The organism is Kineosporia babensis, assembly GCF_021129305.1.
GTDB lineage: Bacteria > Actinomycetota > Actinomycetes > Actinomycetales > Kineosporiaceae > Kineosporia > Kineosporia babensis.
Genome location: NZ_JAJOMB010000002.1, coordinates 552,194 through 567,877, shown reverse-complemented (window position 1 = coordinate 567,877; position 15,684 = coordinate 552,194). Strand labels below are relative to the sequence as shown.

At 68.8% G+C, this 15,684-nt stretch carries 12 protein-coding genes; 8 read left to right on the top strand and 4 right to left on the bottom strand.

Annotation, left to right across the window (positions count from 1 at the left end):
• Nucleotides 1-57: 57 nt before the first annotated feature.
• Entirely contained in the window at nucleotides 58-849 is a 792-nt protein-coding gene (locus tag LR394_RS42720) for a GNAT family N-acetyltransferase (protein WP_231439262.1), read from the bottom strand.
• 86 nt (nucleotides 850-935) lie between these two features.
• Here LR394_RS42720 and LR394_RS05465 point away from each other — a divergent pair, with 86 nt between their 5' ends.
• Entirely contained in the window at nucleotides 936-1,412 is a 477-nt protein-coding gene (locus LR394_RS05465; protein WP_231439261.1) for a DUF6924 domain-containing protein, read from the top strand.
• Between the two features lie 16 nt (nucleotides 1,413-1,428).
• Here LR394_RS05465 and LR394_RS05460 read toward each other — a convergent pair whose 3' ends face one another.
• On the bottom strand, nucleotides 1,429-3,879 hold the full coding sequence (locus LR394_RS05460) for a DUF222 domain-containing protein (protein ID WP_231439260.1): 2,451 nt from the start codon (nucleotides 3,877-3,879) through the stop codon (nucleotides 1,429-1,431).
• A 557-nt stretch (nucleotides 3,880-4,436) separates the two neighbouring features.
• Here LR394_RS05460 and LR394_RS05455 point away from each other — a divergent pair.
• Together LR394_RS05455 and LR394_RS05450 are read left to right on the top strand one after the other, a co-directional pair.
• Entirely contained in the window at nucleotides 4,437-7,355 is a 2,919-nt protein-coding gene (locus tag LR394_RS05455; RefSeq protein WP_231439259.1) for a ricin-type beta-trefoil lectin domain protein, read from the top strand.
• A gap of 167 nt (nucleotides 7,356-7,522) precedes the next feature.
• Nucleotides 7,523-7,930, top strand: coding sequence for a hypothetical protein (locus tag LR394_RS05450; RefSeq protein ID WP_231439258.1), 408 nt, complete (start codon nucleotides 7,523-7,525; stop codon nucleotides 7,928-7,930).
• A gap of 3 nt (nucleotides 7,931-7,933) precedes the next feature.
• Here LR394_RS05450 and LR394_RS05445 read toward each other — a convergent pair whose 3' ends face one another.
• Nucleotides 7,934-8,605: a hypothetical protein gene (locus LR394_RS05445; RefSeq protein ID WP_231439257.1), complete on the bottom strand. Its 672-nt coding sequence runs from the start codon at nucleotides 8,603-8,605 to the stop codon at nucleotides 7,934-7,936.
• 103 nt (nucleotides 8,606-8,708) lie between these two features.
• Between LR394_RS05445 and LR394_RS05440 the strand changes: the two genes are divergently transcribed.
• The gene (locus LR394_RS05440; RefSeq protein WP_231439256.1) at nucleotides 8,709-10,541 is read left to right on the top strand and encodes a bifunctional metallophosphatase/5'-nucleotidase; all 1,833 of its coding nucleotides are present in this window, start codon (nucleotides 8,709-8,711) and stop codon (nucleotides 10,539-10,541) included.
• 101 nt (nucleotides 10,542-10,642) lie between these two features.
• On the opposite strand, the gene LR394_RS05435 is transcribed toward LR394_RS05440, so the two are convergent.
• Nucleotides 10,643-11,536 (bottom strand): sulfotransferase family protein, encoded by an 894-nt coding sequence (locus tag LR394_RS05435; RefSeq protein ID WP_231439255.1) that lies wholly within the window; start codon nucleotides 11,534-11,536, stop codon nucleotides 10,643-10,645.
• Between the two features lie 228 nt (nucleotides 11,537-11,764).
• Here LR394_RS05435 and LR394_RS05430 point away from each other — a divergent pair, with 228 nt between their 5' ends.
• The 4 genes from LR394_RS05430 to LR394_RS05415 all read left to right on the top strand — a co-directional run bounded on the left by LR394_RS05430 (nucleotide 11,765) and on the right by LR394_RS05415 (nucleotide 15,683).
• Nucleotides 11,765-13,222 carry a flavin-containing monooxygenase gene (locus LR394_RS05430; RefSeq protein WP_231439254.1) on the top strand — a complete coding sequence of 486 codons (1,458 nt, stop codon included), beginning with the start codon at nucleotides 11,765-11,767 and terminating at the stop codon, nucleotides 13,220-13,222.
• 51 nt (nucleotides 13,223-13,273) lie between these two features.
• The gene (locus LR394_RS05425; RefSeq protein ID WP_231439253.1) at nucleotides 13,274-13,750 is read left to right on the top strand and encodes a chemotaxis protein CheW; all 477 of its coding nucleotides are present in this window, start codon (nucleotides 13,274-13,276) and stop codon (nucleotides 13,748-13,750) included.
• Nucleotides 13,751-13,929: 179 nt separating this feature from the next.
• Nucleotides 13,930-15,207, top strand: coding sequence for a CheR family methyltransferase (locus LR394_RS05420; protein ID WP_231439252.1), 1,278 nt, complete (start codon nucleotides 13,930-13,932; stop codon nucleotides 15,205-15,207).
• Nucleotides 15,204-15,683 (top strand): chemotaxis protein CheW, encoded by a 480-nt coding sequence (locus LR394_RS05415; protein WP_231439251.1) that lies wholly within the window; start codon nucleotides 15,204-15,206, stop codon nucleotides 15,681-15,683. Before LR394_RS05420 ends, LR394_RS05415 begins: the two co-directional genes overlap by 4 nt.
• Nucleotide 15,684 lies beyond the last annotated feature (1 nt).

Here is a 15,684-nt window from a genome sequence, read left to right as displayed (position 1 = left end):
ATCATCCCGTAGTCGGCCCCGGCGGTGATTCCTCCTGAAGTACCGCGTGCCGGTACTTCAGGCTGATGGTGGGCGCTGCAGCAGGACTTGGTGTTCCGCGTCCTCGAAGCCCAGGTTCCGGTACATGTCGATCGCGTGATAGCCGGGATCGGCGACCACCACCAGACGCGAGGCCGACAGCTGGGCCAGCCCCCACGTCCCCAATTGGTGAACTAACGCGTTAGCGAGACCTCGGCGCCGGAACGACGGATGGGTTTCCACGTTCTGGAACCGGGCCAGCCCGCTGCCGTCGCTGAACAGACCTGCCCCGCAGACCAACTCGCCGTCAACGAAGGCACCGAACCAGGCACCGTGACCGGCTTCTGCGATGCTTCGCGACTCGCGGGTCTTCACGTCGGCGAACTGGGACAGGTGGGGGTCGGGCGGGCCCTCGGTCAGCGACATCCGCAGGCGGGCGATCTGGGCCCAGTCCGCATCACTGAGCAGAGGACGGATCTCGGCCGCCGGTTGCGAGGTGGGCGGGCGGAGCGAGTCGGCGGTCAGCACGGTGTCCACCAGGACGTCCATGCTCAGTGCTTCCAGGCCGGCCGTGTCTTCGACGTTGCCGTCACCAGAGTCCAGCCCGAGGGCCAGGTGCTCGGCGGCGGGAAACTCACGGGTGAACTCGGCGACCCAGCCGGGCCAATCCCCCACGCCCGGCCGCTCGCGCAGCAGCAAGAAGTTGCCCCACCAGTAGACCGGATTCGCCGGAGTGCGTACCACCAGGTGGGAGCCGCGGTCGGAGATCTGCGAACCGCCCAGCCCGCGAACCATCAGATCGGTGCGGAACCCGAGCGAAGCAATCCTCACGTCTACCCCTGAACCTTTTGTCGGCCTCGGCCGTGTCTCTGAGTAGTCAAATTATGACGGCTCAGAGCCAGAGGGAGACAACCGAGGTGCGCAAGTCCGATCGGCCGGGAATCGACCTGACGGGATCGGATCCGTTCGCGGCGCTGGTGGTCCGGACCGACTTCGGCGACGACGCGGCCTGGGCCCGAATCCAGGAAAGTCTTGCCACGCCTTATCTTCCGCAGCTCCCGGTCGGGAACGCGTTCTTGGTCGAGGACCGGGCCTGGGCAGGGGCGCGCTGGGAGGACGTGGCATTTGGGCTGCCTGAGGACGCTGCGCCGGAAGTGGTGTTCGTGGCCGATGGGGTTGCAATGCAGGAGCCACACGAACTGCTGGCGGTGCACGCCTTCCGGTTGCTCAAGCCGGAGCTGGCGGCCATGTACTTCGGCGCGGACCGGGGCTTCACCGACCATTTCCGGCTCAGCGCCCGGCAGGCCGACTACATGGCCCTCAACCTGGCCTCGGGCAGCCAGCACTTCGGTGACTTCGCCGGCCCCGACCAGCCGGTGATACACCGGGCCTGATCAAAGCGAAGCAGTATCAGAAGGGCAGTGGCCCTGGCGACTCCCATCCCTGTGCCGGTTGTGCCGGTTGCCGGTGGACAAATCGCTGCCATGCCGAGGTGAGTGCTGGCGAAGGGGGCGCGCTTTCGTGCGCGGTCCGGGGCCGGCGCCGGGATTGGTGGTGGAGATCCTTGATCCAGCGGTTCAGACGAGTCTGGGTACGTTGAGCAAAGGTCAGGGCGTCCTGCCGGGTCGGGTGCCGGTCCGGGATGGGTGCGGGCGGGTTCGGGTCGGGTTGTAGGTCGTTCAGTGGTGGCGTGTTACGGGGTAGTGGGGGTGCGCTGGGGTGCTCGGTGCGCTCGGGGCTGATCCAGATGATGGTGAAGGGTGGGTGCCCTTCGTCGGGGTGGGCGGTGCGGGCGTCCCACTGTTTGCTGGTCTTTAGCTGGTGGTGGCGGTGGCACGCGGGGTGGGTGTTGCACAGGCAAGTAGCTCCGCCCTGGTCGTAGGGGCGCAGGTGATCGATCTCGCAGCGGTGAACGGGTTGTCCGCAGCCGGGGAAGGAACAGTGCGGCCAGATCGCGGTGAGCAGGTCGAGCAGGGCCTGGGCGGGGCGGTAGCGGGTGGCTTGAGGGGTGGTGTGGTCAAGGCCGTACAGGCAACCACGATCAGCAGGGCCGGCGGGACCAGCAGCATCAGTGGCGCCGACAGGATCAGTGGGGCTGGCGGGCGCGGCAAAGGCGGAAGGGGCGGCAGAGCCAGCGAGACCAGCAGAGTCGGCGGGGTCAGCGGAACCAGCAGGGTCGGCAGGGTGGGAACGGTGGTTCGAGACTCGTAGTCCTGTCGGGCTTTCTGTTCCTGGATCGGTCGCCATCGGCGATCCACCCGGCACGGCTGCACCGGGAACGGCCGTGTCGGGAGACGCTGCGCCGGGTGGGCTTCCGAGTGAGTTTCCGGATGGCGGCCTGTCAGGTGGATCACTGGGCGGGCTTCCGGGTGGCGACTGGTCGGGTGGATGGTGGGGTGGATGCTGGCAGCAGGGCAGGACCAGGAGGGTGACCCGCTCGACGTCGATACCGAGGCTGCGGGCATGTTCGGCGGTGATGGCCCCCTGACCGCGCAGGATGCCAGGAGCGGTGGACGCGCCGGTCCAGGTGTCCAGGGTGGTGGTCAGGGTCAGGTGAACTCCACGACCCTTCCTGCGGGGCAGATCACGGAACATCCACCAGGCCGGAACCAGACCCCTGGTAGCGAACGTCTTCCCAGGGCGTGGAAATGCTCCGATACCGAACAGGTCGTACTCATGTTCCTGAGCAGCCCGCCGCCCATCGAAGAAGCTCTCCCCCGCGCCGGGCTCCTCACTCGCCCCGGGCTCCTTGTCCGGCTCAGGCCCGTTCGCAGGCTCTGGCCCGTTCGCAGGCTCTGGCCCGTTGGCAGACTCAGGCTCCTCGCCAGACTCATGGCCCTTGCCTGACGCGGAATCCCTGTCCGACCCAGAGCCCTCGTCCGACCCAGAGCCCTCGTCCGACCCAGAGCCCTCGTCCGGATCAGAGTCCTCGTCCGGCCCAGAGCCCTCGTCCTGGTTGGTGTTCCCGCCGAACCGGGAACCGTCGTTCGGGGCGTCGTCGTTCCCGTTGTCATCCGGGGGCGGAGGCGTCGGGACGATCGGGATGTCCATCTCGGTGCCCAGCATCGTGAAGATCGCCGCCAAAGCATCAGCACACCGCTGAGCATGACTACGCGGGTCGGGATCACCATCGGCCTCGGCCTGGTCACGACAGGCATCAGCCATCGCATCCAGCACCCCGACCATCCACTGGGCCGCCTCCGCATCCAGGACCGCACCCACGAAGGCCATCCCGTCCTCCAACGGACGCGACCACACCCGACGCTGCTCCCGCGCCATCCCATGGACCCCGCGAGGAGAGATCCGGATGAACAACTCCGTGATCAGCCTGTCCAGACGAGGAAGAACCAGTCCCGGCGCGCGAGCAGCCAGCGCCGCCTCGAACACCCGCCACTGCGGCGAACCCGGACCGAAGTCCGGCAGACATGCCGGTGGGTGACTCAACCGCCCCGCGATCAAAGCTGCCCGGTCCCAGTCCAGACGCCCCTGCTCCAGCAGGGCAAACACCTGGCCCAGATGCTGGATCAGGACCCACCCGGCCCGCACCTGCCGGGTAGAACGCTGCGGAGTCAAACCGAACTCCACCGCCAACCGATCCGCAACCGCCTTCAAACCCGGCGGATCCACCACCACACCACCACTGCCATCGCCGCCGTCGTCGCCCCCCGAGCGGCCAGAGCGGGCTTGTTCCTGCTCGACCAGAGCCACCCAGCCACGAGCCGCCACAGCAGCAGCCTGACGCGCACGCACCTCCACCAGACACGACTCACGCAGACCACCACCAGCACCAGCATCACCGCCGCCACCGCAGGCGCCCTCACCGGCGGCCGGGCCGAGAACCCCGGCCATCAACCTCTTCACCCCGAAAACACCATCCCCCCGGATGATTACACGATCTACTGGGTCACTAGAACCAGACTATCTCCCACCACCGACAATCTTGAACCAGCGCTCCACGGCTCACCACAAGACCTCCGACAACCCGCCCACCGAAGGCACCGGCACCAGCGGCAGCCCCAGGAGACGATCCCCAATGCCACCAGCCCGCACTGGCTGGCGGTACTCGGTATTGCCCTCCCGGTCACCAGAAAATGACTGTCCGGGACACGGTTCGATCACAACCGCCCCGGCGCTCCGGCGAACGGCCGCCTCGCCCGAAATCGCCGACCCTAGGCCCACCTGGCGATATTCACCGAGGCGACCACAGCGTCTCTGATTGGGATCGAAAACCCGGCATCGGACGCTTGCTGAACCTCAAAAGCCGATTAACAAGAAGCTTTTGTGTTCGGAACCCGACCGGATCCGCCTGTTAGCATCCGCTCAACTCCCACCAGATTCCAACCGAGGGAACCCCTTTGCCCAGACGCGCCTCAACTCCCCTCCCCCGCCGCAACCGCAGACGGATAACTCTGGCCGCGGTGCTGGCCGTGACGGCCGGCCTGGCTGCCGTGGTGAGCGGGACCGTGCCGTCTCCGATAAGCAACGACGCTGCTCAGTCGGCCCCCGCCCAGGCGGACTTCGCCAGCGACAAGTCGAAGACCCCGCCGGCTGATCTGCTTTCCGACGGCCTGTCCGGCCAGAAGGCGGGCACGCCGATCCCGGGCAGCTACGTGGTGCGTCTGGCCGACCGGCCCGGTCTGCGCAGGGCAAAGCTGATCCAGGCCGCCACCGACCGGCTGACCAGCGAGTTCGGCGGCACCGCAACCTACGTGTACACCGCCGCGCTGCGCGGTTTCTCGGCCCGGATGTCGGCCGGACAGGCCAAGCAGATGGCTGCTGACCCGGACGTCGCCTCGGTCACCGAGGACGTGGTGATGACCAGCTTGGCCGTGGAGACGCAGAGCCCGGCGCCCTGGCACCTGGACCGGCTCGACCAGAACAGCCTGCCGTTGAGCGGCACCTACGACTACGAGGGCGGCGGCGCCGGGGCGAACATCTTCGTCCTGGACACCGGCGTTCGCACCAGCCACCAGGAGTTCGGCGGCCGGGCCAAGCCCTCCGGCCCGAACCCGGAGGACGCCCAGGACTGCGCCGGTCACGGCACCGCGGTCGGCGGCGCGGCGGCCGGCTCGACGTACGGCGTGGCCAAGCAGGCCACTCTGTACGGCATCCGGGTGCTCGACTGCGACGGCACCGGCCCGAAGACCGGTGGGCTGCAGGCGATCGACTGGATCACCAAGAACGCCCCGCGCCCGGCCGTGGTGAACCTGAGCTGGGGCACCTCCGGCCAGGACGACCTGGACGCGGCGATCCGGAACTCGATCAAGGCCGGGGTCACCTACGTGATCGCGGCGGGCAACAGCAACGAGAACGCCTGCACCGGCTCGCCGGCCCGGGTCGAGGAAGCCATCGTGGTCGGCGCCTCGGACCAGCAGGACAACCGCGCCGGGTTCTCCAGTTACGGCTCCTGCCTGGACATCTTCGCCCCCGGCACGGACATCCAGACCGCCTCGTACGACAGCGACACCTCCACCACCACGTCGGGCGGCACCTCGTTGTCGGCGCCGATCGTGGCCGGCGCGGTGGCCCTGCACCAGGCCGCCAATCCCTCGGACAGCCCGGCCCAGGTGCTCGCGGCGCTGAAGAAGTGCTCGGCCGGGGAGGTCGGCAACCCGGGCCCGGGCTCGCCGAACGAACTGCTGGGATCACGCTGCCAGGCCTCCGGCCCGGCGTTGGCCAACCCTGGTCGGCAGAGCACCGCCGTCGGCCAGGAGGTAGACCTGGACGTTCGCCCCGAGAACGCCGCCGACAGCGTGCGTTACGGTGCCCAGGGTCTGCCCTCGGGTCTGAGCATGAACGCGACCAGCGGCAAGATCACCGGTGCGGCCGCTGCCGGGGCCAAGAGCTCGATGGTCACCCTGACCGCCACCGGTCCGGCCGGCACCACCACCCAGACCCTGCTCTGGGACGTCGTCCTCGGGATGGGCAACATCAAGGGGATCAACGGCGAGTGCTGGGACGCGCCGTCCTCCAACACCGACGACGGCAACCAGCTGCAGCTGTGGGAGTGCAACCACAAGTGGGTGGCCGCGACCGACGGCACGATCACCTTCTCCGAGAACCCCTCGGCGTGCGTGACCGACAAGGACGGCCGGATCGAGACCTGGCGTTGCGACGGCAGCGCGGCCCAGGTCTGGCAGGCCCGGGACGGTCAGCTGGTGAACCCGGCCTCGGGTAGGTGCGTCTCGGTGCCGAACTCGGGCTGGGGCACCAAGCTCACCACCGCGGCCTGCACCGATCACGCGGGCCAGCAGTGGCAGCTGCCCACCGGGATGAACGCCACGATCACCCTGGACACCCCGGGCGACCAGATCACCGTGCGGGGTGAGCGGGTCAGCAAGCGGGTCACCGCCCGCAGCTCGGACACCACCCAGACCTTCCGTTACGCCGCCGAGGGCTTGCCCGAGGGGCTGAGCATCAACGCCTCGACCGGCCTGATCAGCGGTACCTCGCCGAAGCCGCAGGCCACCAGCACGGTCGGCGTGACGGCGACCAGCCGCAGCGGGGAGAGCAAGTCCGCCACCTTCACCTGGAAGGTCACCGACGGGCAGATCACCGGCCCGGCCGACCTGTGCGTGGACAACTGGTACGGCAAGACCGACAACGGCAATCCGATCGCGGTGTTCTGGTGCAACGACGGGGGCACTCAGCAGTGGACCGAGCAGGCCGGCGGCACCTTGGAGATCCAGGACAAGTGCATGACGGTGGACGGCTCGAAGGTGGTCCTGGGTGAGTGTGCCGGGGCGAAGACCTGGGAGCAACAGAGCAACGGCACCTTGGCCCTGACCGGGACTGCGCGCTGCCTCACGGCGCCGGACCTGAACGGCGGCACGCCGTTCGAGGTGGCGGACTGCTCCACCTCGGAGAACCAGAAGTGGCGGCTGCCCAACACCACCGGCACCCCCGAGCCCGACCCGGAGCCCACCACCCCGTCCCCTGAAGAACCTGAAGAACCGGAGGCGCCTGAAGAACCTGAGGTGCCCGAGGGCGCGATCGTGCACGCCAGCAAGAACTGGTGCGCGGACGTCCGTGATGACGTTGTCGGTCTGTGGGACTGCAACGACACCCCGCCGCAGAAGTTCACGCTGACTGAGGAGGGCCGGGTGCTGCAGGGTGAGGCCTGCATGACCCCGGCGGCTGACTCCAGCGGTGTGAATCTGAAGGAGTGCTCGGTCACAGACGCCACCCAGGAGTGGAAGCAGGCCGGCGACGGGACGGTGCGTAACCCGGCCTCCGGGCTCTGCCTGACCGCCAAGGGCCTGGGCTACATCGAACCGTTCGTGCTGGCTGACTGCACCGGCGCGGACACCCAACTCTGGGCCCTGCCGGGCGCCTGAGCTCGGGTAAGGGGGCTGGTCGGAACGTTTCGACCAGCCCCCTGCTGCGCCCAGAGGTCAGGAAAGTGCGTAGTGATCTTGCTGGGACAGAACGTACAGTTGATGACGGCGGTGCGGACTTCCCGCATTTAGGGACGCCTCGACACTACTCATCAAGGCTGACCAGCATGCTCACTGAACTGCTCCTGGCCGGTGCGGCCACCACCGTGGCCGTGCTGCGGCCCTGGCGCGACCCCGCGCTGCTGAAGGACGCCCTGTTCCCGGGGGCCAGGCGGCCGGCCGAGCCCGATCCGTTCGAGGCGCTGCGGCTGCAGCTGCGCCTGCACGCCCTGGCCGACGAGATCAACCGGCTGCACTACGACGAGACGATCTTCGCCCGGGCGGCCCGGCTGGAGGCCAGCGCCGCGGCGTACGACGACCTGCTCGGCAGCGCTTGCCGGCTGGCCGGGGTGCCGGAGACCAGCGAGGCCGCCCCGGTCTGCGGCTACGCCACGCCGACCCCGAAAAGGCTTGCCGGGCGCGAACTCCGGGCCCACCGCGAGCTGCAGCTGGCCGAACGTGGCTGGTCCTGGTAGTTCCTAGCGGGTCACCGTGCGCGAGGTCTTGGCGCCGGTGCTGACCGAGCCGGGGTAGACCACCCGCCAGTCCCGTTCCCCGCTGCGCAGCTTGGTGCTGAAGGTGCCGTTCTTGGCCGTCTTCACCGTCTTGGCGGTGATCCAGCGACCGCTCTGCGCCCGGTACATGACCTTGACCGGCTGCCCGCCGTGGTTGGCCCAAGTGGCTTCCTGCGAGCCGAAGTTGACCCGGCGCAGCTTGCCCGAGATCTTGCGGTCCTTGCCCTGCCGGGCCACGGCGATGCTGAGGTCGGCGGCGCGGCGCAGGCGGAAGCTGGAGGAGCAGCTGGTCACAGTCTCACCGTTCTGGCGCTTGACCTTGACCGCGATCCGGCCGGCGTCCCGGTTGGCGAAGCGCTGCGGGATGAACTGGGCCACCGCGTCCTCGCCGGTGGCGGTGTCGTACAGGTAGAGACCGATCGCGCCGGCCTCCAGAGTCCACTGCTGCGCCGAGGGCACGTCGAACCCGACGTTGCGCGAGCGCTGCCCCAGAGTCACTGTGCCGGGAGTGATCTTGCAGGTCGCCGCCACGGCCTCGGTCTGGGCCCGGGAGGCGGGCAGGAAGAGCAAAGACGAAAGGACGACCGTGGCGGCCACTGTGCTCGCGAACGGAATGCGTACCTTCAGTTTGATCACACCTTTGACACGGTCCCCGTAAGCCCCCGGTTCACTGACGGGTTGCCGATCCGGCGGTGTGTTCTGCGGCGGAATCCGGATCGGCCGGTGCCAAGCTCCTGCCATGAAGATCACCATGCGTACAGGTGGCATCACTGCGGGTATCGCAGTGACGGCCGCCGCAGCCCTGTTCGCGCTCCCCGCCTCGGCCGGCCAGGCCACCGCGGCCGCGGCCGCGGCCGCCAAGAAGCCCAAACTCGTCGACCTGCAGATCCTGAGCTTCAACGACTACCACGGCCACCTCGAACCCCCCTCGGGCAGCGACGGCAGCGTGCTGACCGGGGACGGGCAGGTCGCGGCGGGCGGCTCGGAGTACCTCACCACCGCCCTGCGGGACCTGCGCAAGGGCGAGAAGAACAGTCTTACCGTGGCCGCCGGCGACCTGATCGGCGGTTCCCCCTCGTTGTCCGGCCTGTTCAAGGACGAGCCCAGCATCGAGACGCTGAACAACATGGACATCGACGTCTCCGGGGTGGGCAACCACGAGTTCGACGAGGGCGTGGCCGAGCTGCTGCGGATGCAGTACGGCGGCTGCCACCCCACCGAAGGGTGCTTCGACGACGACGGTTTCGACGGCGCGAACTTCACCTACCTGGCCGCGAACGCCCAGTACAAGGACGGCGTGAGAGTCGAGAAGCCGGAAGGCCAGAAGAAGTACGGCCGCTGGTTCAGGGCCTCGACCGGCCGGACCGTGCTGCCGGCCACCGAGGTGAAGAAGGTGGGCGGGGTCAAGGTCGGCTTCATCGGCATGTCGCTGGAGGACACGCCGCAGCTGGTGGCCCCGGCCGGGATCCAGGACATCACCTTCAAGGACGAGGTGGTCAGCGCCAACCTGGCCGCCGCGGACCTGCGTGAGAAGGGCGTCGAGGCGATCGTGGTGCTGCTGCACGAGGGCGGAGTACCGCCGCAGGGCGCCACTTTCGACTACCAGTGCAACTCCGGCAGCGCGGCCGACATCTCCGGCCCGATCGTCGAGATCGCCAAGAACCTCGACCCCGCGATCGACCTGCTGGTCACCGGGCACACCCACTTCTCCTACAACTGCGCGATCCCGGACCCGGACGGTCAGCCGCGCTGGGTCACCAGCGACGCCTCGTTCGGCCGGACCGTCACCGAGACCCGGCTGAAGCTGGACCGCCGCAGCGGCGACGTGCTGCGGGACCAGGTCACCTCGCACAACGTGGTGGTCAACCGGGAGCAGCCCAAGGCCGCTGACCAGACCAAGGTGATCGCCAAGTGGAACGAGCTGGCCGCGCCGATCTCGAACCAGGTGATCGGCGAGATCACCGGTGACATCCGGCGCAGCGTGGGCCGGGACACCGAGTCCAGCCTGGGCGACCTGATCGCCGACGCCCAGCTCGCGGCCACCACGGCCGAGCAGGACGGCGGTTCGCAGATCGCGTTCATGAACCCGGGCGGCGTGCGGGCCGACCTGACCTACGTCGGCTCGGCCGTCGGCGAGGGGGACGGAAAGGTGACCTACGGCGAGGCTTTCACCGTTCAGCCGTTCGGTGGCCTGGTGATGTCGCTGACCCTGACCGGCCGGCAGATCGACACGCTGCTGGAGCAGCAGTGGAGCAAGGAGACCGACGGCAGCACCAAGTTCCTGCACCTCGGGGTCTCCGACGGCTTCACCTACAGCTGGTCCAAGTCCGCTCCGGTGGGCGCGAAGGTCGCCGCGAGCTCGATCAAGCTGAACGGCCAGGTGATCGAGGCGGCCAAGCAGTACCGGGTCACGGTGAACGCATTCATGGCCGACGGCGGCGACGGGTTCTCGGTGCTGAAGGACGGCACCGACCGGATCGGCGGCGTCGACCTGGACGCCCTCACCAGCTACCTGAAGGCCAACTCCCCGGTCACCGGCCCCACCCCGAACCGGGTCACCGCGCTCGACTGAGTTCGGCCGCAACGCCGGCAAAGTACTGAGGACGACGGACCGCGTAGGTGAGCGGTCCGTCGTCCTCAGTCAGTTCTGGAAGGTCAGTAGCCCCCAGCGCGTCAGTAGCCCCAGCGCTCGACCATCGGGCGCAGCTCGACCGGGACGTCGGAGATGTCCGGGAGCGGACGACCGGGCTGGATGGTGCCGGTCTTGATCTTCTCCTTCCAGTCCCCGATGCCCTTCTTGAAGTCGCCGTGGTCCTTCTTGCCGTACTCCAGCATCCCGGGCTCCCACTCCAGGCCGAGGAACTCGCAGATCAGCTGGGTCTGCTTGACCGGCTCGCTGGTCAGGTCCTCGTACCGGATGGTCAGGCCGGCCCGCTTGTTGCGGGCCTTCTCCAGGTACTCCATGTAGTTCAGGGTGTGCCGGATCGCCTTGTTCAGCGGCCGGTTCTCCGGGTCGCCCTCGTGCCAGGACTGGGCGATCGACCAGGGGTGGCGGATCAGGTAGATGAACTTGGCCTTGGGCCAGGCGGTGGCCAGCCGGTCGGCCACGAAGACGTTGCTCGGGGTCTTCTCGACCAGCACCGACTTGCCGCTCATGGTGAGCTCGCGGTGCAGCATCCGGTCCCACAGCAGGTGCTCGAGGTCGCGCTCGTTCAGGTCGAAGTGCTCCAGGGCCTGCTGCACCGGCGTGGTGTAGGCGATCACCTGGGTGCGGCGGAAGTGCATCTCGTGCGGCGAGTGGATCTGCGAGTGGCTGTTCAGGATGACCCGGGAGAGGGTGGAGCCGGAACGGACCGAGGAGAGCAGGAAGACCGGGCGCTGCACCAGGCGGTCGCGAGGGTCGGACGGGCGGCGGACCGGGATCCGCGGCTTGACCTCTTCCTCGACGACGACCTCCACCGGCGGCGGGGGTACCTCTTCCTCGTCCTTGATCCGCACCAAACGGAACCCGAAGCGCTGTTCGAGCTCCCGGTTGACTGCTGCTACCACCTTGCGTCGCTGTGCCACGCGAGCAGAGGTTACGCAGTTTCTCTGTGCGTTGTACATGCAGGACCTGTGTTGAGACAGACTTGGTACAAAATTCCGACAAGCGCTGAACGAATACCGGATTTCACCGGACGTTCCGCCGATCCGGGGCACCTTCGAACTCTCCGGTTACGTTCTTGTGAAGCGCTTTTGATGATCTTGCGGGCCGGTGCGCACGCCGGATCGGCCGTCGGCAGAGATGATGGCTGAGTGCCGGAACCCTCACCCTCAGCCACCGCCGAGAGCTACTGGGACGTCCTGGTCGTCGGGGCCGGGCTGGCCGGAATCGGCACGGCCTGCCACCTGGAGCGGGAGCTGCCCGGACTGAGCTACGCGGTGCTGGAGTCGCGCGCGGTCAGCGGGGGCACCTGGGACCTGTTCCGGTATCCGGGCGTGCGTTCGGACTCGGACATGTTCAGCCTGAGCTACTCGTTCCGGCCCTGGTCGAGTCGGCGCTCGATCGCCGACGGTGCCTCGGTGCTGCACTACCTGCGCCAGAGTGCGCAGGAGTACGGGGTGTCGGCCAAGATCCGGTACCGGCATCGGGTGGTGTCGGCCTCGTGGTGCAGTGCGCGGGCGCTGTGGTCGGTACTTGCGGAAATGGAGGACGGCTCCACGCGCACCTTGCGGTGTCGGTTCCTGTGCCTCAGTACCGGGTACTACGACTACGCCGATCCCTATCTACCGGAGTTCCCCGGGCAGGAGCAGTACCAGGGGCGGATCGTGCACCCCCAGCTCTGGCCGGACGACCTGGACTGGACCGGCGAGGACGTGGTGGTGATCGGCAGCGGGGCCACGGCCGTCTCCCTAGTACCGGCGCTGGCCCCGGCGGCTCGCAGCCTGACCATGCTGCAGCGCTCCCCCAGCTACGTGATCTCTCTACCCCAGCGTCACTCGTCCCGTGCCTCTTTTGTCCCGGCCAAGACGGCCCGGCGCAGACGTCGGCGCGCGGTGGCGACCGTGTCGGCGTTCTGGCATCTGTGCCGGCTCGCGCCTTCCCTGACCTCACGCTGGCTACGCGACCAGGTGCGTCCTCTGCTCCCTGAGGGCTACCCGATGCAGCACTTCACACCTCGCTACAACCCCTGGGACCAGCGGCTGTGCGTAGTGCCGAACGCTGACCTGTTCACCGCGATATCCGCAGGGGACGCGGAGATCGTCACCGGGGAGATCGCGAGCTTTACCGAGAACGGCATAGAGCTGACCAATGGACGCGTGTTGCCCGCCTCTCTGGTGGTGGCGGCAACCGGGTTGCGGGTCAAGCTGCTGGGCGGCATCGCCCTGGACCTGGACGGTTCTCCCGTCGACCCCGCCGAGAAGGTGGCATACAAAGGAACGCTGCTCACGGACGTCCCTAATCTGGCGTTTTCGATCGGGTACGACAACGCCTCCTGGACGCTCAAGACCGAACTGTCCGCCCGGTTCGTGGTGCGGGTGCTTCGGCATATGCAGGCGCACGGGTACCGGGCCGCGGTGGCGAAACCACCGCCCACTGCGCACCGGACTCCCCTGATGACGCTGACGTCGGGGTACATCAACCGGGCCGGGCACCTGATCCCGACTCAGGGGCGGCGCTGGCCTTGGCGCACGTATTCGTCGTACGGGCTGGATGCACTGCTGATGCGGATGACCCCGGTAGACGGCGAAGGACTGGATTTCACCCGCTGACGTTTTGGGCACCGGGTCAAGGCCGGTCCAAGATCGGCCGACATTGGGCGGGTGAACACGGGGGCCGAGCACAGCGGATCCAGCGTCGCCCTGCTCGTCTGCGGGACCGGCGGCCGGACCTTCGCGGTTCCGCTGACCACGGTGCGCGAGACCATGCGCCCGCTGACCGCGCACCCGGTGCCGGGAATGCCCTCGTTCGTGCTGGGGGTGGCCCGGATCCGCGGCCGGTCGGTGCCGGTGGTGGACTCCGGGGCGCTGACCGGTGACCAGCGGGTGCTCGCGAGCCGCTGGATCACCCTCGATGCCGGAGCCGACCGCCAGGTGGCGCTGGCGGTGCAACGGGTGGTGGGGATCCGCACGCTGGCCACCGCCGACCTGGCCGAGATGCCGCCGCTGCTGGACGGGCTGGGCCCGCAGCTGTTCTCCGCGATCTCCACCCGCGACCAGCAGCTGCTGCTCGCGCTGCAGGCCTCGCACCTGGTGCCGGACGAGCTCTGGGCCCGGCTGGCGGAGGTGTCGTCATCCTGACCGATCACCAGGCCCGAGCCGGGTCCACCAGTGCCGCCGGGTCCACCAGTGCCGCCGGGAGCGTCGGGACCGAACCGGACGACGAGATCGAGGAGTTCGCCGGGCTCGTCGAGCGCCGGCTCGGCCTGACCTTCGGGCCGGGCGACCGGGGCCGGCTCTCGCAGGTACTGCACCAGCGGATGCTGGCCCGGCACACCCCTGATCCGGCGGACTACCTGCCGTACGTGGAGAAGTCGGGCGACGAGCTGAGCGCGCTGGCCGGTTCGCTGACCGTGGGTGAGACCTACTTCCTGCGCCAGCCCGAGCAGTTCGCCGCGCTGGCCAGGACCGTGCTGCCGGAACGGCTGGCCCGCAGCGACCGGCCCGCCAACCTGCCGCTGCAGGTGCTGTCGGCCGGATGCGCGAGCGGTGAAGAGGCCTACTCGCTGGCGATCACCCTGTCCGAGGCCGGGCACCCGGGGGCGAAGATCACCGGCCTGGACGTGAATCCGCTGGCTCTGGCCAAAGCCCGGACCGGGCAGTACACCTCGTGGTCGATGCGGGCGGTGCCGGCGCCGACCCAGCGCCGCTGGTTCACCCAGGACGGCGGGCACTACCTGGTGAACCAGGGCCTGCGGGACGCGGTGGAGTTCCGGCGGCAGAACCTGGCCGGGACCGATCATGCTTTCTGGCGGCCGAGTTTCGACGTGATCTTCTGCCGCAACGTGCTGATGTACTTCGCTCCCGAGAAGATGGCCGAGGCCGTGCGGCGACTGCAGAGCGCGCTGCTGCCGGGCGGCTACCTGTTCCTGGGCTCGGCCGAGACGCTGCGCGGGGTGTCCGACGACTTCGGGCTGTGCGAGGCCGAGGGGGTCTTCTACTACCGGCTGCTGGATCCGGCGGCCACGCCCCGGGTGGTGCCCAAGAGCCTGCCCGCCCAGCGGGGCCCTTCGCCGCAGGAACGCGAATCCTTCGGCCAGGTACTGGATCTGGTCCGGGCCGAGCGCTTCGAGGCCGCGCTCGGCGCGATCGAGCTGATCGAGACGCCCTCCTCGCCCCCGCGCACCCCCTGGGAGACCGAGGTGATGCTGGTCCGGGCCATGCTGCTGACCCATTCCGGGGACCTCAGTGGCGCCAGCCGGGACGCCCACCGGCTGCTGGGACGGGGCGGGGACGTGGCCGCCGATGCCCATGCGGTGCTGGCCACCTGCCGCGAGAGCACCGCGGACGACCGCGGTGCGCTGCTGCACTGGAAGGCCGCGGTGAACGCCGATCCGGCCTTCGCCCTGGGGCATCTCAACATCGGCCGGCTCAACCGGCTGCACGGCGACCTGAGCGGCTCGAACCGTTCCTACGACCGGGCCGCCGACCTGCTGATCCTGGAGAGTGAGCGCCGGGTGATGCTTTTCGGCGGCGGCTTCGACCGGGAGGCGCTGCTGTCGGTGTGCCGGACGATCGCGCACGGAGGCCGCTCATGAGCCCGCTGGGCACGCTGGCCGCCCTGGACGAGCTCGGGACCCGGGCCGCGGCGATGCGGGCCGAGTTCGACGCCGCCTTCGCCGAGCTGCCGGGCGGTGACGAGACCGCGCTCGATGACGTGCTGCTGCTGACGGTGGGCGGTGAGGAACGGGCGGTCCTGCTCAGCGAGGTGGCCGCGGTGACCTCCGGCCCGTCGATCACCGCGGTGCCCAGCCGGCACCCGGCGATGATCGGGATCTTCAGCAGCCGGGGGTCGGTGGCCGCGGTCTGGGACCTGGCCTCGCTGCTCGGCCTGCCGGCCCAGGAACCGCGCTGGCTGCTGGTGCCCGCGGCGGAGCCCGGGGTGGCCCTGACCTTCCGCGACTTCACCGGCTTCCGCCGGACCGAGACCGCCTCGATCGGTACCGGGCGCACCCTGCCCCTGGCCGACCTGGTGGGCACCATCCGCGAGATCTGTGCGAAGACGGAGAACTGAC